This window comes from uncultured Xanthomarina sp. (assembly GCF_963971605.1).
GTDB lineage: Bacteria > Bacteroidota > Bacteroidia > Flavobacteriales > Flavobacteriaceae > Xanthomarina > Xanthomarina gelatinilytica.
This window is the reverse complement of sequence record NZ_CAXATZ010000007.1, coordinates 48,326-70,994: the sequence shown is the minus strand read 5'-3', so window position 1 is coordinate 70,994 and position 22,669 is coordinate 48,326. Positions and strand designations below refer to the sequence as shown.

Genomic DNA, 22,669 nt, shown 5'->3' with positions numbered 1-22,669 from the left:
ATTTTTATTTCTAAAGAGCCAACAATTAAACCTTGCAAGAAGGATTAAATATCTTGGCAATTCCTTAAATTTGTCGCTTAAATTTCATAAAACATGTTACAAGTACCTTTTATTAGAGAAAACAAAGAAGACGTCATTAAAAGATTAGCCGTTAGAAATATAGACGCTAGCCAAATGATAGAAGACGTTATTTCTTTAGATGAAGACAGAAGACACACCCAAACACTCTTAGATAATGCCTTGGCGGAATCCAATACCTTATCCAAAGAAATAGGGAACTTGTATAAATTGGGGAAAGCAGCAGAAGCCAATGTTTTAAAAGAAAAAACCATCGAACTTAAAGAAACCACCAAATCTTTAACCGAAAGCTTAAACGAAACCATTGAAGCTTTAAACCAATTGTTGTACAAAATCCCAAACATACCTCATCTTTCTGTTCCAAAGGGAAGCACAGAAGATGATAACGAAATTGTTTATAGCGAAGGGACCATCCCGTTGTTGCATGAAGAAGCACTGCCACATTGGGAATTGGCTAAAAAATACGATATCATAGATTTTGAGTTGGGCAACAAAATCACTGGAGCTGGTTTTCCAGTTTACAAAGGAAAAGGAGCCAGATTACAACGTGCCTTAATTGCTTATTTTTTAGATAAGAATACAGCTGCTGGATATACCGAATATCAATTACCTCATTTGGTAAACGAAGCTTCAGGTTTTGGCACAGGACAACTGCCAGACAAAGAAGGTCAAATGTACCATGTTACAGAAGACAACTTATACTTGATTCCTACAGCAGAAGTACCTGGAACCAATATTTTTAGGGATGTTATTTTAAACGAATCCGATCTACCTATTGGAATTACAGGTTACACACCTTGTTTTAGAAGAGAAGCTGGAAGCTATGGTGCCCACGTAAGAGGTTTAAACCGTTTGCATCAATTTGATAAGGTGGAAATATTACGTGTGGAACATCCAGAGCGTTCCTATCAAGCTTTGAACGAGATGGTAGAACATGTGAAAACCATTTTAAAGGAATTGAAATTGCCATACAGGATTTTAAGGCTTTGTGGTGGCGATATTGGGTTTACTGCTGCACTAACCTTCGATTTTGAAGTGTTTTCAACAGCTCAAGATAGATGGTTGGAAATCTCATCTGTGTCCAATTTTGAAACCTTCCAAGCCAACAGACTGAAACTTCGTTTTAAAAATTCTGAAGGAAAAAACGAATTGGCACATACCTTAAACGGAAGTTCTTTGGCGTTGCCAAGAGTGCTTGCCGGTATCTTAGAAAACTATCAAACCAATGATGGTATTGTAATTCCTGACGTTTTAGTACCATATACTGGATTCAAAATAATTAATTAAACCTGTAGGATTATTCCTATTTTATCGATAAAACGCTAAAAACAAACGTTGTTTAACGAATTTTTAGCGTTTTGTTTTGTTTTTTAAAATATTTTTTTCAAGTTAGTACTCCCAAACAAAAAACCTACTTATAATGAAAAATGTGATTCGTATTTTTCTCCTTCTTGCCTTAGTAGTATTAGCAAGTAAAGTTTTGTTTTCGGATTTTCATTTACCAAGTTCCGAAAACAAGACATTAACTGTTGCTGCCACTAAATAATGATTTGGTAATTATTATTGCCCCAATCGAGTAATTGAATCATGTTAAGTAAACAAGATTAATAGCACATTTATTTTGGTTGGTAAAATGCCTGAAGTTTCTTCGGGCATTTTTTTATCCTGTAAAAGAATGGCCTCATTCATTTAAGCATCTTAAATCATTCTTAAAAATAGGGTTTCATACAGGTTCTAAAAGCCACTTTTGTTATATTTACACAAAGTAATGCCATGAGATTTCTATTTGTCATAAGTTTTTTATGCTGTTTCAACATGTTTTCGCAAGAAGATATTGTTGCTGCTGAATATTATAAAAATGGTGATTTTGAAAAAGCCTTACTCTCCTATAAAAAGCTCTACAACAAGTCGCCCAACAACAACACCTATTTGCTGCAGTTAGTGAAATCCCTTCAGCAATTGGAGAAATATCAAGAAGCAGAAACCTTGCTTTTAGAGCAGATTTCCAGAGTTAATTACCCACCTTTATTAATTGAATTAGGCTATAATTATCAGTTACAAAACAATATCATAAACGCTGAAACATATTACGAAAGTGCCTTAAAAACCATAGACCAAAATCCAAATTTTGTATTTGTAGTTGGAAAGGCTTTCGAAGACAGGTCTTTGCTGGACCAAGCCATTACTGCCTATGAAAAAGCCATGGTGTTAAAACCGGATTTAAATTTTAATGTGCAATTGGCTCGTATTTATGGCGATCAAGGAAATGTGGAAAAAATGTTTGAAAGCTATTTGAATTTTGTGGAGCTGAATGACTCTTATATAAACACCATAAAAAGGGCTTTTAGTGAATTTATAAGTGAAAACAGCGACAACAAAAACAATGTGTTGCTAAAACGCATCTTATTGAAAAAAATTCAAACAGACCAAAATTTATTATGGAACGAAATGCTAAGCTGGCTTTTTGTACAACAAAAAGATTACAACAAAGCATTTACACAAGAAAAAGCCATGTTTTTTAGACAACCGGAAAGCTTAGACAGGATTGAGGAACTGGCACATATAGCTTTGGCAGATAAGGCCTATCAAGTGGCTCTGGACATCTTTACCTACCTAACCGAAACAGCCCAAGACCTGGACACCAAGCTTAAAGCATATTACAATCTTATTGAAATTAAAACCCAACTGGCAACCAAAGAAGAATACAACAGTATTTTAAGTGAATACAAAGCTGTTTTTGACGCTTATGGAACACATACTAAAACACTGTTCATACAAATTTCTTACGCGCATTTTTTAGCATTTTACAAACATGAACCCAATCAGGCTGTTTCTGTTTTAAAACAAAGCTTGGAACTGCCATTAAACTCCTTTCAAGAAGCTGGTGTTAAATTGGAACTTGGTGATGTTTTGGTGTTACAGGAAAAGTTTAACGAAGCCCTTATTTATTACACCCAAGTACAACGCAATTTAAAAAACAGTACCTTGTCCCAAGAAGCTCGATATAAAGTGGCAAAAACCAGTTATTACAAAGGCGATTTTAAATGGGCAGAATCTCAGCTTAAAATTTTAAAGTCCTCCACTTCACAATTAATTGCCAACGATGCCTTGGACCTCATGTTGCTTATTACAGACAATAAATACGAAGATTCCACACAAACTGCTTTAAAACTTTATGCCAAAGCAGATTTAATGGCTTTCCAGAACCAAACAGATAATGCCATTGAACTTTTAGATGAGATTTTAACCAATCACAAAGGAAAAACCATTGAAGACCAAGCCCTATTTAAGCAGGCTCAATTGTTCGAAAAGAATCAGGAATACCATAGAGCCGAAGCAAATTACCAAGCCATTATTACCAATTTTAGTGATGATATCTTAGCAGACGACGCCTATTTTTTTCTAGCAGAATTATATAGAAAAAAACTGAATCAACCTGAAAAAGCCAAAGAACTATACGAAAAAATAGTTTTTAACTATCAAGACAGCATTTATTTTGTGGATGCCAGAAACAACTTTAGGTCACTGCGAGGTGATGCCATTAATTAATTCTTTTTACAATAAAATAATACACCTTTTGTAAAAACTCATCCAACATGTAAAGTTAATGATAGCTGAAACCAACAGACTTATAATTTCAAAACTAACTCTAGAGGATGCCTCTTTTATTCTAGAGCTTACAAACACACCTCATTTTATAAAATATGTTGGCAACAAAAACCTGAAAACTCTTGAAGACGCAAAAAACTATTTAAAAGAAGGCACTCTTAAAAGTTACAAGAACTTTGGGTTTGGGTTTTATAAATTGCAGCTTAAACAGGAACAAAACAAAACCATTGGCACTTGTGGCTTAGTAAAAAGAGAACAATTGGATCATGTGGACATTGGTTTTGCCATGTTGCCAAGTTATGAAGGGAAAGGATTTGGCTTGGAGGCTTCCAAAGAGATTTTAAAACTGGCCAAAAACACCTTTAAGCTCACTAGAATTTTGGCCATTACATTGCCAACAAATTCAAATTCCATCAAGTTACTGGAAAAATTAGGCTTAACTTATGAAAAAAGGGTAAAACCTTTTGAAGATGATGAAGAACTTCTGTTATTTGCAAAGGATTTACATTAAAATTCCAAGTTCCAATGCCTTATTAAAACCATTTAAAATTTATAATTTTAGCATTGTGATTCAAATAGGCACCTTTAACTTTAGACTCTTATACTTTTAAAAAATGATTATTTACAACGTTACCCTAAACATAGAAGAAAACATACACGATGAGTGGCTAAATTGGATTAAGGAACACATTCCTCAAGTTTTAGCTACAGGTAAATTTACAGATGCCAAATTAACCCGTGTACTGGTGGAGCAAGATATTGAAGGGTTTACCTACTCCATTCAATATAGAGCAAAATCCAGGGAAGATTTAGAAGCATATTACCAACATCATGCAGATAGATTAAGACAAGATGGCTTAAAACGCTTTGCAGACAAAATGCTGGCTTTTAGAACCGAATTGGAAATTATAGACGAATATTCCGTGACTTTTAACCCTTAAAACAAAAAACACTGTGTCCAAAGACCATCAAGTAAAAGCAAAAAAACATTTAGGACAGCATTTTTTAAACGATGAATCTGTGGCAGAAAAAATTGCTAACACCTTATCGTTTCATGGCTATAAGCACGTATTGGAAATTGGGCCAGGAATGGGCGTTTTAACAAAATACCTACTTCAAAAAGACACCATTACACATGTTATAGAAATAGATACAGAATCTGTAGAATATCTTAAAAACAACTATTTAAATTTAGCAAATAGGGTTATAGAGCAGGACTTTTTAAAATTCGATTTAAACCAGGTGTTCAATAACGAACCCTTTGCCATTATTGGTAATTATCCATATAACATTTCAACCCAAATTGTGTTTAAAACCCTAGAAATGCGAGACCAGATCCCCGAATTTTCCGGGATGTTTCAAAAAGAAGTTGCACAACGTATTTGCTCTAAAGAAGGCAGCAAGGTATATGGTATATTATCTGTTTTAACACAAGCCTTTTACCATGCCGAATACTTGTTTACAGTACCTCCACATGTATTCAATCCGCCACCAAAGGTAGATTCTGGCGTCTTGCTATTAAAACGTAAAGAAAACTTCACGCTTCCCTGTGACGAAACCTTACTTTTTAAAGTGGTTAAAACAGGGTTTCAACAACGAAGAAAAACACTTCGCAACAGTTTAAAAACTTTTAATTTATCCGATAATTTAAAAGCAAATAGTATCTTTGACAAACGTCCAGAACAATTATCAGTACAAGAGTTTATAGAACTTACGCTATTAATTGAAAACGATATTAATCCATAAAGCTTTTGTTTTTTCAACAAAGTGAAACGACAAGAAACCTCATGTCTGAAGAAAAAGAAAACATACAATTTGAATTAACCGATGAGCTTATTGAGCAAGTTGAACAACTTATCGAAACAAAAAACGATAAGGAACTTCAACAATTACTCAAAGGCTTTCATTATGCTGATATTGCCGAAATTTTAGATGAAGTCAATCTAGAGGAGGCTATGTATGTGATTAAACTTCTGGATTCCGAGACCACCTCTGATGTGTTGATGGAACTGGATGAGGACAACAGGGAAAAGGTCCTTAAAAACCTCTCAGCCAAAGAGATTGCCGAAGAAATTGAGGAATTGGACACAGATGATGCTGCCGATATTATAGCTGAACTTCCAGAAGAAAGACAACAAGAGGTTATCTCTCAAATCCTGGACGAAGAGCACAAAGCAGAAATCACCGAATTATTGGCCTACGACGAAGATACAGCTGGTGGTTTGATGGCCAAAGAGCTGGTAAAAGTTTTCGAAACCTGGACAGTTGCAGGCTGTTTACGTAGAATTAGAGGTCAAGCCAAAGATGTAAGAAGGGTTCACTCCATTTATGTGGTAAACAAACAAAATAAATTAATTGGCAGGTTGTCTTTAAAAGATTTAATAGTTGCCAAAAGCGATCAAAAAATTGCAGATATCTACATTAAAAGTGTGGATTATGTTAAAGTGGATGAAGATGTGGAAGAAGTGGCAAGGGTCATGCAAAAATACGATTTGGAAGCCATTCCAGTTGTTGATGAAGACATGGTGCTTCTTGGTCGAATTACCATTGATGACATTGTGGATGTAATAAGGGATGAAGCAGATAAAGATTATCAAATGGCTGCAGGTATTTCCAGGGATGTAGAAGCAGATGATAGTATCTGGAAATTAACCATAGCGCGCTTGCCTTGGTTGCTTATTGGCATGTTTGGTGGCTTGGGAGCTGCAAGCATTATCGAGCATTTTAACCAAAGTATGGGAAGTTTTATCGTGCTTTTAAGTTTTGTGCCACTTATTCAAGCAACTGCTGGAAATGTTGGTGTACAGTCTTCTGCCATTGTGGTTCAAGGGCTTGCTAACGATAGTGTGGATGGCAACATTTTAAAGCGCCTATTTAAAGAATTTATTTTGGGTTTGGTTAATGGATTTGCCATTGCGTTAATAGGTTTGGGCATTACACACTTTGTGTTTGGAACACCATATATTGTTTCCATTACCATAGCCATTGCTTTGGTTGCTGTTATTATTATGGCAGCACTTATAGGTACCTTTATTCCTATATTTTTAGACAAAAGAGGGATTGATCCAGCTGTGGCCACAGGACCTTTTATTACCACAAGCAACGATGTTTTTGGAATTCTTACCTACTTTTTAATTGCCAAACTAATTTTAGGGTTTTAATGATGAAAATCCTCCATCTAGATACCAATCATCCCTTGCTTATAAAGCAGCTCAACGAGTTGGGATTTCAAAACCACCAAGAGTACACTGCTTTAAAAAAAGATATTGAAACTATCATTTCAAATTACGATGGAATAATTATTAGAAGTTGCTTTAACATAGATAAAACGTTTTTGGATGCAGCAAAAAACTTAAAGTTTATTGGAAGGGTTGGTGCTGGTTTAGAAAATATAGATTGCGATTATGCCGAAAAAAAAGGGGTTATTTTAATTTCCGCTCCAGAAGGCAATAGCAATGCCGTAGGCGAACATACCTTAGCTTTGCTCCTATCCTTATTCAACAAGCTCAACAAAGCCGATAGTGAAATTCGTGTAGGCAAATGGTTACGGGAAGACAATAGAGGCTTGGAACTCGATGGGAAAACCGTTGGAATTATAGGATATGGCAACATGGGAAAAGCCTTTGCAAAAAAACTGAGAGGTTTTGATGTTGATGTGCTATGTTACGACATAAAAGCCAACGTAGGAGATAAAAATGCCAAACAAGTGTCTTTAGCAACATTTCAAGAACAAGTAGATGTTGTAAGCTTGCATACGCCACAAACAGAACTGACCAAAAAAATGGTAAATTCTAAATTTATCCATGCATTTAATAAGTCCTTTTGGTTATTAAATACAGCTCGTGGTAAAAGTGTTGTAACAAACGATTTGGTTTCGGCTTTAAAAACAGGAAAAATTTTAGGAGCTGGATTGGATGTTTTGGAATACGAAAAAGCCTCATTTGAGAATTTATTTAAAAATAACGATGAAAACATGCCAGAGGCATTTCGATATTTAATTCAAGCACAAAATGTAATCTTAACGCCTCATGTAGCTGGATGGACGGTTGAAAGCAAGGAAAAATTGGCCCAAACCATTGTAGATAAAATAAAAGCTATCCCAAAGCTTCGAAATTGTTAACTTTACAACCTAAAGGAAACAAAACATATGCAATACCAAGCAAATTCACCAGAAGATTATATAAGTCAAGCACCTGAAGCGAGACAAAAGGCCTTAAAAAAACTAAGGGAAACCATTAAAACCAACCTTCCAGAAGGGTTTGAAGAAGGCATACAATATGGGATGATTGGATATTATGTGCCACATAGCCTGTATCCAGATGGCTATCATTGCTCACCAAAGGAACCTTTGCCTTTTATGAGTTTTGCATCGCAAAAAAACTCCATCAACCTGTATCATAGTGGTATATATGCTGTTCCGAAAATACATGATTGGCTTGTTAGCGAATATCCAAAACACTGTAAACGAAAATTGGATATGGGAAAAAGCTGTATTCGTTTTAAAAAACCCGAAGAGATTCCCTTCGAGCTTATTGCAGAACTATCCCAAAAGATGACTGTGGAAGATTGGGTTCAGGTTTATGAACAAACCATTAAAAAATAAAATGCTGCAAGGTTTTTTTTACCTTTTAGGTATTCAAAAAAAAATATTTACTAATATGAGGTTTCCTCCTTCCTGTCTATAGTCAGGTTGTTCTGGAAATTAAAAAATAATGTTCAAAATGAAAAAACGCGTTACAGGAATAGGTGGTTTATTTTTTAAAACCAAAGACCCCAAAGCCACCAAAGAATGGTACCAGAGACATCTTGGGTTTAATACAGACGATTATGGCTGTACCTTTTGGTGGAAAGACCAAGATGGCAAGGATTGTTCCACACAATGGAGTCCTTTTCCAGAGGAAAGCAACTATTATGAACCTTCAAAAAAAGATTTCATGTTTAATTATCGTGTAGAAAATTTACACGAATTAATGACTGCCTTAAAAGCAGAAGGTGTCACGATTGTTGGAAACATAGAAGAATATGAATATGGTAAATTTGGTTGGATCCTGGATAACGATGGCAATAAAATAGAATTATGGGAACCTATTGATAAAGCCTTTCAATAACATATAAAAAGCTGTCGCTTGTTTTTAGTTTTAACTTAAATTAAAAGCATAACTCCTTAATTTTCATTATCTTTAGTAGGCAAATTCTAAATTTTAAAATCATGTCTGAAGAAAATAAAAACTTTGAAGATGGAACCTATGAGAATGGTCCGAAATATTCGAATGAGGTTTTAAAAGATGGCAAAACCCTAGCGATTATAGCACACATGACCATAATTGGATGGGTTATTGCTTTTGTTATGAACAATAATGCCAAAAATGCTTATGCATCGTTTTACATCAGGCAATCTCTAGGTATTATGTTAGGTATCTTAATCTTTAGCTTTGTTCCAGTAATTGGTTGGTTTGTAAATGTTGGGTTCTTTATTTTATGGATTATTAGCCTAATTGGTTCCTTAAGTGGCGAATTGAGACATATTCCTTTTTTGGGAAACCAATTTCAGGAATGGTTTCATTCCTTTTAGGCATTTAATTTTCCAATGTAGGTTGGTAATCCAATGGAAGTGCATCTCCTACGCGTTGTTCTCCCATATAGCCTGAAAAAGAAATAGCATTAACTGGAGAATAGTTTCCTAAACTATTCACGTAAAAATAAGTGTCTAAAGGTGTAATTGTAGATTGGCAACCAAACGGATCAACAACTTCTAAAGCTTTATACAAGCGTACTTTAATTAAATTATCATGTTGCGTTTTGTATAAACTTAAATAGTTTTCTATAGGAATTTGTTCTTTATTATAATAAAAAGTAAAGCGATCCTTAATTAAAGTATCTTTAAAAAGGGCTCTCATAAAATACAAAACCGATCCTTTATAAGCTTCTTCTCTTCTTTTATCTATTCTATTTTTAGGCTCATCTAATAACGATTTATAATATGAAGTCCCTTCATAATAAACACGTTCTACATATGGATGTCCATTGTGATTATTTGTAGAATTAATTTTATAAGTTACTTCAAAATCTTGTAAATCATATGCAATTTCATATTTTAAATTATCATTTTTTATAATGATAGGAGTTTTTGAAGTTGCTGTTAATTGCATTGATTTTTCATCAAACTTTAAAAATATTTCATCTTCATTTAATATGGAACAAGAACGAGCGTTTTTACTATACCCTAGAAAGTGTCTTTTAAACTGAATAAGTTTATGTTCTCTAGTCCAAGAATCTTGAGTACTTATAACTACTTCATTTAAAGTACTAATTTCTTCTTCTAGATAAAAGGTATAAACCTTGTCTTCAGAATAATTTTCTTGTACTATTTTCTTAAAGCCTAAAAATGAGACTACCAATGAGGTACGTATTTCTTGTATATCAAGCTTAAAAATACCCTTACTGTTCGTGATAGTACCTATGGTAGTGTTATTGAAATAAACAGTAACCCCTTCCATAGGTTCCTGAGTTTTTTTGTTGTAAACAACACCCGAAACTTGTTGTGCTTGTAAACTACAAATACTTAAAAAAAACAGGAAGCTGGCTAATTTAAAGTTGATTTGGAACATAATATTTGGGCTTTATAATAATAGTTATTTAAGCATCATTCTGTTCAGAGAGTTTTTGTTCCAATTCAGCTTGAAATTCTTCCATAACAGGTTTTACAGTACTTTCCGGTAAGTCGGCAATTTTTATGTACATCAAGCCATCCACCGAATTGTTAAACAAAGGATCCACATTAAAGGCTACCAATTTGGCATTTTGTTTGATGTATTTTTTAAGCAATACTGGCAATCGCAAAGCACCTGGTTCTACCTCATCTATAATTTTGTCAAACTTGTTTAAATCGGCTTCGGTTTCATCAAAAACAAAATCTTTATCTGCATCTTTCAGTTTTACTTTAAACTCTTTTTTTGGATGCACATATTGTGCAATGTATGGATCGTAATAATGAGATTTCATAAACTCAATCATTAACGATTTTGAGAAATTTGAAAACTGGTTGCTAATACTTACTCCACCTATTAAAAATTTGTGTTCAGGATAACGCAACGTAGTGTGTACTATGCCTTTCCATAGCAAAAATAATGGCATGGGTTTTTGTTGATATTCTTTTATTATAAAGGCTCGACCCATTTCTATGGATTCGCTCATCATTTTAAACAATTCGGGCTCAAACCTAAATAAATCCTGAAGGTAAAATCCGTCTATCCCATATTTGGCATAAATCTCAGAGCCTAATCCCATTCTGTAAGCACCAGCTACAAGCTGTTGATCGCTGTCCCAAAGAAACATATGGTGGTAATAGGTATCAAAAGTATCTAGGTCTATGGCTTCATTTGTACCTTCGCCAACTTCCCTAAAAGTAATTTCACGCAATCTGCCTATTTCCCTTAAAATGTTCGGTATTTCGGTAGATGTGGCCAAAAATACCTCGTAATTCTTGCTTTGCAACAACCTACAATCCCCTTTTCTTAATGCTTCCACCTCTTGGTTCATGATGTCTTTTGAAATTGGCGTTACAATTCGTTTTGGTGGTTTTGGCACTTTTAAGGTGGATGAGATATTGCTTAATAAATTTCCTTTTTCATCAAACGAATTGGAAAGCATATAGGTTTTTTTTCTAATGAATTCTGAAAATTCATCAAGGCTTTGATGTTCCTTTTGGTCTGCAACCGAAATTGGCCTTCCTATTCTTACTTTTATGGTTCTACGTTTTTGAGTTAGCAATTCCGATGGCAGCTTTGCCGTTCTAAACGTATCGCTAATCTTGGATAACTTATAAAAAAGTGTGCTGTTTTTGGCATGGAAATATATTGGTACCACAGGTACTTCAGCTTTTTGAATAAGCTTCATGGCTGCTTCTTCCCAAGGTTTGTCTACCAATAATTTCCCGTCTCTATAAGTAGAAACTTCACCAGCTGGAAACACACCAAGTGGATGCCCTTCTTGCAAGTGTTTTATCGCATTTTTAAAACCTGCAATACTAGATTTAACATCCTTCCTGTCTTCAAAAGGATTTACTGGCATAATGTAAGGTTTTAATGGCTCTATTCTATGAAGAAGGAAATTGGCTATAATTTTAAAATCCTCTCGTTGTTCCAGCATTAATTTTAAAAGCAAAATGCCATCAATCCCGCCAAGTGGATGATTGGAAACCGTAATGTAAGCGCCATCTTTTGGCAATCGTTTTAAATCTTCTTCCGGGATTTCGAATTTAATTTGGAATTCGTGCAAAATACCATTTAAAAAATCTACCTTTTCAAGGTGTTTGTTTCTGTTGTAAATATCGTTTAGGGTAGATATTTTAAGCACTTTCATAAGTATCCATCCAATAAACGTCCCTACAAATCCGTAAGAATCCAATTGTATGGCTTTAGCCACTTCTTTGGCCGACACCAATCCTGTATCTGGTTGCTTTGTCATGAATACAAATGTAATGAAAATGTTTATTTTGTAACTATTTGCATGGTTTCGTGCGTTAATTGTTTCAGTAACACTTCCTTATCTTTTTCCAACTGTTTTATAGCTAGTTCATTATAATGCCTTATGGTGTATAAGGATACGTTTTCCGTACAGGTTACTTTAAACTTTGCTTTTAAGTGTTGTAATAACTTTTCCAGGTTTTTATACATATTGTCCACACATACCGAAAAACTGATGGCAGAATTTTGAATCACGTCCACCTTCATTTTATATAAGTGCAACAATTTGAAAATCTCGCTGATATTATCCTCCACTATGTATGAGAAATCCAAAGAAGACAAGGAAATCAGCACCTGGTTTTTCTTTACGATAAAACATGGAATCTGTGGATCCAGTCCTGCTTCCTTACTAACCATGGTGCCTTTGTTTTCTGGTTGTAAAAACGATTTTACAAACAAAGGAATTTCTTTTCGTTGCAAAGGCTGCAAGGTTTTGGGATGAATTACGGAAGCCCCATAAAAAGCCAACTCTATGGCTTCTCTATACGATATTTTGTTTAACAAATGGGCGTTTTCAAAATACCTTGGATCGGCATTTAAAACACCTGGAACATCTTTCCAAATAGTCACGCTTTGGGCATTTAAGCAGTAGGCAAAAATAGCAGCTGTATAGTCACTACCTTCTCGTCCTAAAGTAGTTGTAAAATTGTTGGCATCACTACCTAAAAACCCTTGAGTGATGTTTAACTGGGTTCTGTTAAATTGCGTTGCAATACGCTCTTGAGATGCTTCCCAATCTACATGGGCACTTCTATAATAATTGTCTGTTTTTATAAAGTCCCTAACATCCAACCACTGGTTTTTCAAGCCCACGTCGTTTAAATACTCACTAACAATGGTTGTGGAAACCAATTCTCCATAACCAATGACCTGATCGTAAACAAAATTATAATCTGGCGATTTATTTCTGTCCATAAAAGCTGTTAGCTCATTAAATAAAGCTGTTATTTTTTTATATACAGCGTGTTGCTCATTGTCAAACAGGTCCAACAAAATACCATTGTGAAATTTTATAACCTCTTGAAGTGAACTTTGAAGTTCGCCTTTGTTATCAAAGTAATTGGCAATAACCTTTTCCAAGGCATTGGTGGTTTTTCCCATGGCAGAAACTACCACCAAGGTATTTTTATATCCAGTTTTATTTAAAACATTTACTAAGTTTTTTACGCCTTTGGCATCTTTAACCGATGCTCCTCCAAATTTAAATACTTGCATTACAATTTTGATAAATATGCTTTAATTCCTTTTTCGTTTAAGTGCACCACATCCCAATCCCGCATCACGTTGGCTCCTTTCTTTTCATAAAATGCAATGGCTGGTTCATTCCAGTCCAATACCTCCCAACTTATACGCTTTACCCCTAACTGGTTGCCATATCTTACGACTTCATTTAACAACAAGGTTCCAATATTATGACCTCTCATGTTCTGGCTCACAATTAAATCTTCCAAATGCAACACAGGGCCTTTCCAGGTGGAATAACGTTTGTAAACCAAAGCGATTCCTTGAATTTTTTCAGCTACTTCTGCAACAAAACATTCAAATTCTGGTTGTTCCTTAAAACCATCACGCTGTAAATCTGCAACAGAAATTTCCACAGCATCTGGTTCCTTCTCAAACACTGCCAATTCCTTAATTAATTTAAGAACAGCAGCCATATCTTCTTTTTTCGCTTTACGAATAGAGATTTTCATAAAAAAAATTTGGGATAAAGATAGTTTAAAGTTGCTTATTATCTCATATTTATCTTTTTTGAAAACGTTATAGTTTGTTAAAAAATACGATATTTGCAATACAATCAACATACTAAAACTTCATGTCTAGAAAAAATCAAACTTTAGGAGAATTTATTATTGAAAATCAAGCCTCTTTTAAATATACTTCTGGAGAATTGTCTCGACTTATCAACTCCATTCGTTTAGCAGCCAAGGTAGTTAACCACGAAGTGAACAAAGCTGGACTGGTAGATATTATTGGTGCTGCTGGAGACACAAACATACAAGGGGAAGACCAACAAAAACTAGACGTGTATGCCAATGAGAAGTTTATTCAAACTTTAAAAAACAGAAATATTGTTTGTGGTATAGCCAGTGAAGAAGAAGATGATTTTATTACCATTAATAGTCAAGACGAAAACAACCAAAACAAATATATTGTTTTAATAGATCCTTTGGATGGCTCTTCAAACATTGATGTCAATGTCTCTGTTGGAACTATCTTTTCCGTATACAGACGTGTAACTCCAGTTGGAACTCCAGTAACCATCGAGGATTTTCTTCAGGAAGGCAACAAACAGGTTGCTGCTGGATATGTGGTTTATGGCACTTCAACCATGTTGGTTTATACCACTGGAGATGGTGTGAATGGTTTTACGCTCAATCCTGCCATTGGCACCTTCTATTTATCGCATCCAAAAATGACCTTTCCTGAAAATGGCAGAATTTATTCAGTAAACGAAGGAAATTATATTCATTTCCCTCAAGGTGTTAAGGATTACATTAAGTATTGCCAAATGGAAGAAGGCGACAGACCTTATACCAGCAGATACATTGGGTCCTTGGTATCAGATTTTCATAGAAACATGATTAAAGGTGGTATTTATCTGTACCCAAAAAGCTCCAAAAATTCCAATGGAAAACTACGCTTGCTTTACGAATGTAACCCAATGGCTTTTTTGGCCGAACAAGCCAAAGGCAAAGCCAGCGATGGTTTTAATAGAATTATGGATATAAAACCAACCGAATTGCACCAACGTGTTCCTTTTTTCTGTGGCAGTAAAAACATGGTGGAAAAAGCCGAAGAGTTTATGAGAAACGCCAAATAAACCTTTTACATATTGCATAAAAAAAGCGAATGGCACTACAGGTTCCATTCGCTTTTTTTATCTTAAAATAGATGTTGTTATCTATTCATGTTTCTTATTTCTTCAGAAAAAGTATCTAAATCCACACCATTGCTTACCAAAGTCAATGCTTTGTCCACAACATACTTTACGTTGTCTGGACTAAAGCCCAAACCAACTGCTATTTTTTTAAGAACAATCTCTTCGCTGTCCCCTTTAATGTGATCTACATAAACCATTCTTGCCAAATCGTATAAACGCTCCAAACGTCTTTCGTAAGATGTAGGAGGGTTAATTGGGTGAGACTGGTAGTCTTTTAAGATGGTTTTATACTCGTCTTCACTAATATCCAAATTACGAGCCAAACGGTCTAAAAACGCTTTCTCATCATCTGTAATAATTCCATCGTCCATAGCCACTCTAACTATAGCTGCAAAGTGGTCTGCGTTACGTTGTTTAAATCCGCTATCAAATAAATCTAAAAATGACATATAATCTTGTTTTTTAAAGTGCTGCAAATATAATCAAAGATACTACCTTTTAAAATATAAACTTTGCTTTTTTTAACGCTACAAACCAACATGGCATTCAAGAAATAAATTCCGGTCATATTAAATAGGAAACTTTATATTTGCACTGCTAAGAATCATGGATTCATTAAAATAAATTGTCTTGAGTAAAACTGTTCTCTCGCAAACATATGCACAGGCTTTGCAAACGCAAAATCTGCAATCTGCTATTGCCCAAAATCAAAGTAAAACACATTTAAAAGGCCTTGTAGGCTCATCGTTGTCCTTTGTTTTAACCGAAACATTCAAGCAAGCAAACAAACCTTTTCTGCTTGTTTTTAACGATAAAGAAGAAGCTGCTTTTTACCTCAACGATTTGGAGGTATTACTGAACGATAAAGACGTGCTTTTTTATCCTGGAAGCTACAGAAGACCTTACCAAATAGAAGAAACAGACAATGCCAATGTGCTTTTAAGGGCTGAAGTTTTGAACCGAATAAATTCCCGAAAAAAACCAGCTATTATTGTTACATATCCAGATGCACTTTTTGAAAAAGTTGTGACAAGGAAAGAGTTGGAACGAAATACGCTAAAAATTTCGGTCAACGATAAGTTGTCCATAGACTTTGTAAACGAAGTCCTGTTTGAATACAAATTCAAACGTGTGGATTTTGTAACCGAACCAGGAGAATTTTCGGTTCGTGGTGGTATCGTGGATGTCTTTTCTTTTAGTCACGACGAGCCTTATAGAATTGAGTTTTTTGGAGACGATGTGGATAGTATTCGAACTTTTGATGTGGAAACACAGCTATCTACAGAACAAATCAAGAAAATTAACATCATTCCCAATGTTGCCAACAAACTTTTGGAAGAAAGCAGACAAGGTTTTTTAAATTATATCGCTTCCAAAACGGTCATTTTTACCAAAAACAGCGATATCTTGTTTTCTAGAATAGACGATTTTTTTGAAAAAGCCGTAGAAGCCTTTAAAAATCTATCATCGGAATTAAAACATGCAGAGCCTGACGAATTGTTTTGCAATTCAACATTATTAAAAAAGCAGTTATTGGATTTTACCTTGGTGGAATTTGGGTCACAAGCTGTATTTGGTCATTCAGGGCCTTTCAACTTCGCTCAAGACAAGCCACACGAAGAGTCTCAAACCGTTCAATTTAACACCTCTCCACAACCATCCTTTAACAAACAGTTCAACTTATTAATTGAAAACCTCAACACCAATCACGAGAATGGTTATACCAACTACATAGCTTGTGTTAGCGAGCAGCAGGCCAAACGATTTCATGATATTTTTGAAGATTTGGAGGAACAGGTACATTACAAAACCATTGTACTTTCCCTTTACCAAGGTTTTATAGACAAGGATTATAAAATAGCTTGTTATACAGACCACCAAATTTTTGAGCGTTATCATAAATTTCACCTAAAAAATGGCTATGCCAAAAAGCAAGCCATTACCCTAAAAGAACTTACAAACTTGGAGATTGGCGATTATGTTACACATATAGACCATGGAATTGGCAGGTTTGGTGGTTTGCAAAAAATAGATGTTGAAGGAAAAAAACAAGAAGCGATAAAATTGGTTTATGGCGAACGGGACATCTTGTATTTAAGTATTCATTCGCTACATAAAATCACAAAATTCAATGGTAAGGATGGCAAACCTCCAAAAATTTACAAATTAGGGTCTGCTGCCTGGAAAAACCTCAAGCAAAAAACCAAATCCAGAGTCAAGGAAATTGCTTTTAACCTAATTCAGGTTTATGCCAAAAGAAAATTGGAAAAAGGATACCAATACCATCCAGACAGTCACATGCAACTGGAATTGGAATCTTCGTTTATCTACGAAGACACGCCAGACCAAATCACTGCCACTGCAGACATAAAAGCTGATATGGAAAGTGAAAGACCCATGGACCGATTGGTTTGTGGCGATGTTGGTTTTGGCAAAACAGAAGTCGCCATTCGTGCTGCTTTTAAAGCCGTGGACAACGGGAAACAAGTTGCTGTTTTGGTACCTACAACCATTTTGGCCTATCAACATTCCAGAACCTTCAAAGAACGTTTAAAAGATTTTCCTGTAACAGTGGATTATTTAAACCGTTTTAGAACTGCCAAAGAAAAACGGGAAACCTTGGAACAGTTGGAAAATGGTCAAGTGGACATTATTATTGGAACCCATCAGTTAGTAAATAAAAATGTAAAGTTTAAGGATCTGGGCTTATTGATAGTTGATGAGGAACAAAAATTTGGAGTGGCTGTAAAAGACAAATTAAAAACCCTTAAAGAACAGGTGGATGTGCTTACCTTAACAGCAACGCCAATCCCTAGAACCCTTCAGTTTAGTTTAATGGCAGCCAGGGATTTATCGGTTATCACAACACCTCCACCAAACCGTTATCCTATAGAGAGTCATGTAATACGTTTTAACGAAGAAACCATAAGGGACGCCATTACTTACGAAATACAACGTGGTGGACAAATTTTCTTTATCCACAATCGCATAGAGAACATCAAGGAAGTGGCAGGAATGGTTCAACGTTTGGTACCAGATGCCAAAATTGGGATTGGCCATGGACAAATGGAAGGTAAAAAACTGGAACAACTGATGCTCGCTTTTATAAATGGCGAATTTGATGTTTTAATTAGTACCACTATTGTGGAAAGCGGTTTGGATGTGCCAAATGCCAACACCATTTTTATTAACAATGCCAATAATTTTGGTTTAAGCGATTTACACCAAATGCGTGGACGTGTGGGACGAAGCAATAAAAAAGCTTTTTGCTACTTTATTACACCAGAATATGTAGCCATGACTGAAGATGCCAGAAAACGAATGACAGCATTGGAACAATTTTCAGAACTTGGCAGTGGTTTTAATATTGCCATGAAGGATTTGGAAATTCGTGGTGCAGGAGATTTATTGGGTGGCGAACAAAGTGGGTTTATTAATGATATTGGTTTTGACACTTATCAAAAAATATTGAATGAAGCCATTGAGGAATTGAAGGAAAATGAGTTTAAAGACTTATATAAAGACGATGGCAAAGAAAAAGAATATGTAAAAGATGTAACCATCGACTCTGATATTGAGATGCTTTTTCCAGACGATTATGTGAACAATATTTCTGAACGTTTAAACCTTTACACACAACTTAACAACCTAAAAACCGAAGAGGAACTTCAAAAATTCGAGACTGAAATCATAGATCGTTTTGGTGAATTACCAACCCAAGTAGTGGATTTGTTCAACAGTGTTCGGGTAAAATGGCTTGCCACTAAAATGGGTCTTGAAAAAGTAGTGATGAAACAAGGCAAACTCATTGGTTATTTTATAACCGATCAGAAAAGTGGTTTTTATCAAAGCAATGGTTTTACAAAAATTTTACAATACATCCAATCGCATCCTGGAGCTTGTAAAATGAAAGAAAAACAAACCAGAAACGGTTTGCGTTTGTTGCTTACTTTCGAAAACATTAAGACCGTAAAACAGGCTCTGGCAGTTTTAAGGCCTATTGTCAACTAATTTATGAGGTTCGTATTTATTTGATAAAGTTTTCACATTCTTCTTTGCCAATAAAAAGTGTGAGAGTTAAAAGTGGTAAAATGCATTTTCATAATGTGTAAGCTCTTCTGTGGATTTGTTTTTTATAATGGCAATTATATCAAAACGTGTTTCAAGAGGAATATCATTTTCAACAAGATAGGCGTCCATTGCTTTAACAAGAAGTTTAATTTTTCCTTTGCTTACAAAGCTATGAGGATCGCCAAACACATCAGAGTTTCTGGTTTTCACCTCTACACATGCAATACAATCGCCTGTTGGTGTTTTGGCAATTATATCTACTTCGGCTTTGTCGTAAAAGTAATTACGCTCCAGAATTTCATAGCCTTTTTTTAACAGGTATTCTGTTGCCAATTGTTCTCCCCATTCGCCAAGTTCGTTGTGATATGCCATTCCAGTTCCCTTGAATCAGAAATTGCTTTCCGTTAATTAAACCATTTTATCAGTCTCTTGCTAAAGATAACCATCTCTCACTCATTTAACAATAAGTAAATGTAAATTTCAAATTAAAAAGTAAATCGTACAATAAGTAGTACTTTTGTGTTTTCATCAAAAGCGCTGAACATGGCTACCATTAAATGTCCAAATTGTGGGATTTACAATACCAACAGAGATTATTGTGAGCATTGTGGGACTGTTTTATCCTATAAAATAAGACGGGAACTCGTTTTAAAAAAGGAAAAAGAGGAGCGCTTGAAACAAGAAGCTTTAAAAGAGAAGAAACCTGCTTTTTTTGAAAAATATATAAATCATCGTTTTCTAATAGTTAGAATTGGAGCTAAAATTATCCGTTCTATTTGGCTAGTTTTTATGGCAATTGGGATGTTTATAGCTTGGCTAGTTTCAGCCATTGCAGCATGAAAATCTTAAAAAATCATATCTTTTTAATTCTTTGCTTTTTTGCTTTTTTAATTTATTTGACAAACAAGTTCTCATTACCTCTTCCTAATTGGGTGTATTTTTATGTAAATGATTTATTATGCATGCCTATTGTGCTAGGTTTAAGTTTGGCAATACTACGTTTCATAAAAAAAACGGAAAGCATTTATGTACCTTTGGGTATTATCTTATTAATGACAGCATATTATGCCTTTTATTTTGAATGGCTTATGCCACAACTCCATACGCGATATACAGGAGATTTAATTGATGTGTTTCTTTATTTTTTAGGAGCAATATTATTTTATCTATTTCAAAAGCGATTGTTTTAATTTTAAAGATCTTAAATAGATGAAACCTCATTTCAATACAATAAAAAAGGTGCATTTTCAAAATACACCTTTTTTAATTTTAAAACCTTAATATTATAAAACATTTAATTGATTCAGTTCTTAAGAAGGAGAATTACAACTAGACAAATTAAATTCTGAATACATTGCCCAGCTATTACCAGAAAACTCTGAGCCTTCTGCCCAAGCTGTTTCTCCACCTGTAGGCCCTTCAACTTCTGCATGAGCAGCAAAACAGTAATTATCACCAATATCAGTTATTGGAATAATATAAACAACTTCATGAGGTCCTTCAGAATAAGGTTCCGTAAATTCAAAATGTCCAATTTGCGGATTTCCAGAACCAGTTGTTGGCACCCAACCCTCTTCACATACTCCAATGCTTAAATGAGTTGTTCCAAGCTCCCATTCTTCATTTGTAGTATAAGTAACAATTAAATTACCTCCTACAACATCAATTGTTACAGAACCAGCTGTATGATGTTGACCAGCAATTAAGCTTGTATAAAAACAATGTTCACCAGTATTTGTCTCAGGGTTTTCAATAGGCAACTCTAAGCCTTTATTTTTCTTTTTTTGATTGTATTGTTGGTCTTCTAATTGTTCATTTGAACATCCTGTTAAAACTGTTAACAACAATACAGCCATGATAGTAGTAAGTTTTTTCATGATTTTTAGGTTTGGGGTTATTTCAATCTAAGGTAATAAAGTTTATCGATTATACATCGATTTAATCGTTGAACGACATGATAAATATATTATATGAAGGATTATTCTTGTTAATTTTTATGAACTACACTAATAAAATTAAAAAATTTTATAGTCTTAGTCTCTTAGTCTCTAATTAAATACTAAGATTACAATTAGCTTTTATAGAATTTTAGTTTGTTTTTATGGCAATTGGGATGTTTATAGCTTGGCTAGTTTCAGCCATTGCAGCATGAAAATCTTAAAAAATCATATCTTTTTAATTCTTTGCTTTTTTGCTTTTTTAATTTATTTGACAAACAAGTTCTCATTACCTCTTCCTAATTGGGTGTATTTTTATGTAAATGATTTATTATGCATGCCTATTGTGCCTTTTATTTTGAATGGCTTATGCCACAACTCCATACGCGATATTCAGGAGATTTAATTGATGTGTTTCTTTATTTTTTTGGCGCTACTTTGTTTTTTTTTTCAGAAAAAATTGTTTTAATAACAACTTACAGGCTTCATCCTTCAGGATGGGACGATAATATTATGGCTCAAAAACAACCGTTGTATTATCCTTCTCAACAGTCATTTCAATGGTTCTCCCTAAAATCATGGCACGATTATCCTTTTCGTGTCCTGCTGGCATGTTAAAGGCAATTGGAAAATCATATTCTGAAAGTGCATCTAAAATAAGTTGTTCTACAGATGTTCCCCAAAGCGTGGTATTCTTTCGCATTTTACTCATATCTCCTACCAAAACACCAGCACAATTGTCAAAATAACCTGCACGTTTTAAACTTTGTAACATCCTGTCAATATGATATTTATACTCGCCTATTTCCTCAATAAATAAAATTTTTCCACTGGTATCTATACTAGTTTTTGAACCCAACATGGTATGCAACATGGTTAAGTTTCCTCCAACCAAAGGAGCTGTTACTGTTCCAGCCCTATTATAGTCAGTTCCTTTAAGCGTATAACTTAAAGTTTCACCAAAAATAGCTTTTTTAAAAGTTGTAATAGATTCTTCAATATCAACTAAGTCCTTTGTTAAACTGGTACACATTAACGCATGAATGCTTTCAAAACCTTCGTTGTGAAACTGATTGTGTAAAGCTGTAATATCGCTATAACCTATCAACCACTTTGGTTTTTTTCTCAATTCTGTAAAATCCAATTTATCCAAAATCCGAACCGTTCCATAACCACCACGAGCACACCAAATTGCAGAAATTGTTGGATTGTTCATGGCTTTCTGGAAATCTTCGTAACGTTCAGCATCCGTTCCAGCAAAATGATTGTTTTGATTAAAAACATGCTTCCCAACCACCACGTTCAAGCCCCAACTTTTTAGTAAATCTGTTGCTTGTTGGACTTCACCCAATCTGTTCTTTAAAATTCCTGAAGGAGCAACAATAGCAACTGTATCGCCAGCTTTTAAATATGGAGGTTGTATCAAAACTTGAGTTTTATAAGTTAGTGCTTCTTGTGCTGAAAGTGTTGTTTTTCCAAAGAAAAAAACCAAACAGAACAAACATAATAGGCATGTGTTTTTTATCATATGGTAAATGTACATTTTTTTTATAAATCGCTTTTAA

21 protein-coding genes are annotated in these 22,669 nt (G+C 34.6%); 13 read left to right on the top strand and 8 right to left on the bottom strand.

Annotation, left to right across the window (positions count from 1 at the left end):
* Positions 1 to 93 precede the first annotated feature (93 nt).
* The 10 genes from serS (at position 94) to AACY93_RS04580 (ending at position 9,259) form a co-directional block, all read left to right on the top strand.
* A complete protein-coding gene (gene serS, locus AACY93_RS04625) occupies positions 94 to 1,365 on the top strand; it encodes a serine--tRNA ligase (protein WP_286854584.1) in 1,272 nt (423 codons plus the stop codon).
* A 528-nt stretch (positions 1,366 to 1,893) separates the two neighbouring features.
* The gene (locus AACY93_RS04620; RefSeq protein ID WP_339611287.1) at positions 1,894 to 3,627 is read left to right on the top strand and encodes a tetratricopeptide repeat protein; all 1,734 of its coding nucleotides are present in this window, start codon (positions 1,894 to 1,896) and stop codon (positions 3,625 to 3,627) included.
* A 58-nt stretch (positions 3,628 to 3,685) separates the two neighbouring features.
* Complete coding sequence (locus AACY93_RS04615) at positions 3,686 to 4,198, top strand: GNAT family N-acetyltransferase (protein WP_286854582.1); 513 nt, start codon at positions 3,686 to 3,688, stop codon at positions 4,196 to 4,198.
* A 103-nt stretch (positions 4,199 to 4,301) separates the two neighbouring features.
* Positions 4,302 to 4,628 (top strand): DUF4286 family protein, encoded by a 327-nt coding sequence (locus AACY93_RS04610; protein WP_286854581.1) that lies wholly within the window; start codon positions 4,302 to 4,304, stop codon positions 4,626 to 4,628.
* Positions 4,629 to 4,641: 13 nt separating this feature from the next.
* Positions 4,642 to 5,433, top strand: a complete 792-nt coding sequence (gene rsmA / locus AACY93_RS04605; RefSeq protein ID WP_286854580.1) for a 16S rRNA (adenine(1518)-N(6)/adenine(1519)-N(6))-dimethyltransferase RsmA — start codon at positions 4,642 to 4,644, stop codon at positions 5,431 to 5,433.
* 41 nt (positions 5,434 to 5,474) lie between these two features.
* Positions 5,475 to 6,848: a magnesium transporter gene (mgtE, locus tag AACY93_RS04600; protein ID WP_007647614.1), complete on the top strand. Its 1,374-nt coding sequence runs from the start codon at positions 5,475 to 5,477 to the stop codon at positions 6,846 to 6,848.
* A gap of 2 nt (positions 6,849 to 6,850) precedes the next feature.
* Positions 6,851 to 7,807 (top strand): 2-hydroxyacid dehydrogenase, encoded by a 957-nt coding sequence (locus AACY93_RS04595; RefSeq protein WP_339611302.1) that lies wholly within the window; start codon positions 6,851 to 6,853, stop codon positions 7,805 to 7,807.
* A 27-nt stretch (positions 7,808 to 7,834) separates the two neighbouring features.
* Complete coding sequence (locus AACY93_RS04590) at positions 7,835 to 8,290, top strand: DUF1801 domain-containing protein (RefSeq protein ID WP_286854579.1); 456 nt, start codon at positions 7,835 to 7,837, stop codon at positions 8,288 to 8,290.
* A 118-nt stretch (positions 8,291 to 8,408) separates the two neighbouring features.
* Positions 8,409 to 8,795, top strand: coding sequence for a VOC family protein (locus tag AACY93_RS04585; RefSeq protein ID WP_286854578.1), 387 nt, complete (start codon positions 8,409 to 8,411; stop codon positions 8,793 to 8,795).
* 101 nt (positions 8,796 to 8,896) lie between these two features.
* A complete protein-coding gene (locus AACY93_RS04580) occupies positions 8,897 to 9,259 on the top strand; it encodes a hypothetical protein (protein ID WP_286854577.1) in 363 nt (120 codons plus the stop codon).
* 4 nt (positions 9,260 to 9,263) lie between these two features.
* On the opposite strand, the gene AACY93_RS04575 is transcribed toward AACY93_RS04580, so the two are convergent.
* Genes AACY93_RS04575 through AACY93_RS04560 form a run of 4 tightly spaced genes read right to left on the bottom strand, consistent with a single transcriptional unit; the run spans position 9,264 to position 13,906 of the window.
* Entirely contained in the window at positions 9,264 to 10,295 is a 1,032-nt protein-coding gene (locus tag AACY93_RS04575) for a carboxypeptidase-like regulatory domain-containing protein (protein ID WP_286854576.1), read from the bottom strand.
* Positions 10,296 to 10,323: 28 nt separating this feature from the next.
* A complete protein-coding gene (locus AACY93_RS04570) occupies positions 10,324 to 12,153 on the bottom strand; it encodes a lysophospholipid acyltransferase family protein (protein ID WP_286854575.1) in 1,830 nt (609 codons plus the stop codon).
* A gap of 23 nt (positions 12,154 to 12,176) precedes the next feature.
* Positions 12,177 to 13,427, bottom strand: a complete 1,251-nt coding sequence (locus AACY93_RS04565; protein ID WP_286854574.1) for an aspartate kinase — start codon at positions 13,425 to 13,427, stop codon at positions 12,177 to 12,179.
* A complete protein-coding gene (locus tag AACY93_RS04560; RefSeq protein WP_007647595.1) occupies positions 13,427 to 13,906 on the bottom strand; it encodes a GNAT family N-acetyltransferase in 480 nt (159 codons plus the stop codon). Before AACY93_RS04560 ends, AACY93_RS04565 begins: the two co-directional genes overlap by 1 nt.
* A 122-nt stretch (positions 13,907 to 14,028) precedes the next feature.
* On the opposite strand from AACY93_RS04560, the gene fbp reads away from it, so the two are divergent.
* A complete protein-coding gene (gene fbp / locus AACY93_RS04555) occupies positions 14,029 to 15,036 on the top strand; it encodes a class 1 fructose-bisphosphatase (RefSeq protein WP_286854573.1) in 1,008 nt (335 codons plus the stop codon).
* A gap of 77 nt (positions 15,037 to 15,113) precedes the next feature.
* Here the strand turns inward: fbp and AACY93_RS04550 are convergent, their stop codons facing one another.
* Complete coding sequence (locus AACY93_RS04550) at positions 15,114 to 15,545, bottom strand: TerB family tellurite resistance protein (RefSeq protein ID WP_007647585.1); 432 nt, start codon at positions 15,543 to 15,545, stop codon at positions 15,114 to 15,116.
* Between the two features lie 181 nt (positions 15,546 to 15,726).
* On the opposite strand from AACY93_RS04550, the gene mfd reads away from it, so the two are divergent.
* On the top strand, positions 15,727 to 19,107 hold the full coding sequence (gene mfd, locus AACY93_RS04545; RefSeq protein ID WP_286854571.1) for a transcription-repair coupling factor: 3,381 nt from the start codon (positions 15,727 to 15,729) through the stop codon (positions 19,105 to 19,107).
* Between the two features lie 66 nt (positions 19,108 to 19,173).
* Here mfd and AACY93_RS04540 read toward each other — a convergent pair whose 3' ends face one another.
* Positions 19,174 to 19,539: a YraN family protein gene (locus tag AACY93_RS04540; protein WP_007647582.1), complete on the bottom strand. Its 366-nt coding sequence runs from the start codon at positions 19,537 to 19,539 to the stop codon at positions 19,174 to 19,176.
* 171 nt (positions 19,540 to 19,710) lie between these two features.
* On the opposite strand from AACY93_RS04540, the gene AACY93_RS04535 reads away from it, so the two are divergent.
* The gene (locus tag AACY93_RS04535; protein WP_007647581.1) at positions 19,711 to 20,007 is read left to right on the top strand and encodes a TFIIB-type zinc ribbon-containing protein; all 297 of its coding nucleotides are present in this window, start codon (positions 19,711 to 19,713) and stop codon (positions 20,005 to 20,007) included.
* A gap of 470 nt (positions 20,008 to 20,477) precedes the next feature.
* Here the strand turns inward: AACY93_RS04535 and AACY93_RS04530 are convergent, their stop codons facing one another.
* A complete protein-coding gene (locus tag AACY93_RS04530; RefSeq protein ID WP_339611281.1) occupies positions 20,478 to 21,044 on the bottom strand; it encodes a hypothetical protein in 567 nt (188 codons plus the stop codon).
* 571 nt (positions 21,045 to 21,615) lie between these two features.
* Positions 21,616 to 22,632, bottom strand: a complete 1,017-nt coding sequence (locus tag AACY93_RS04525; RefSeq protein WP_286852562.1) for an LD-carboxypeptidase — start codon at positions 22,630 to 22,632, stop codon at positions 21,616 to 21,618.
* Positions 22,633 to 22,669 lie beyond the last annotated feature (37 nt).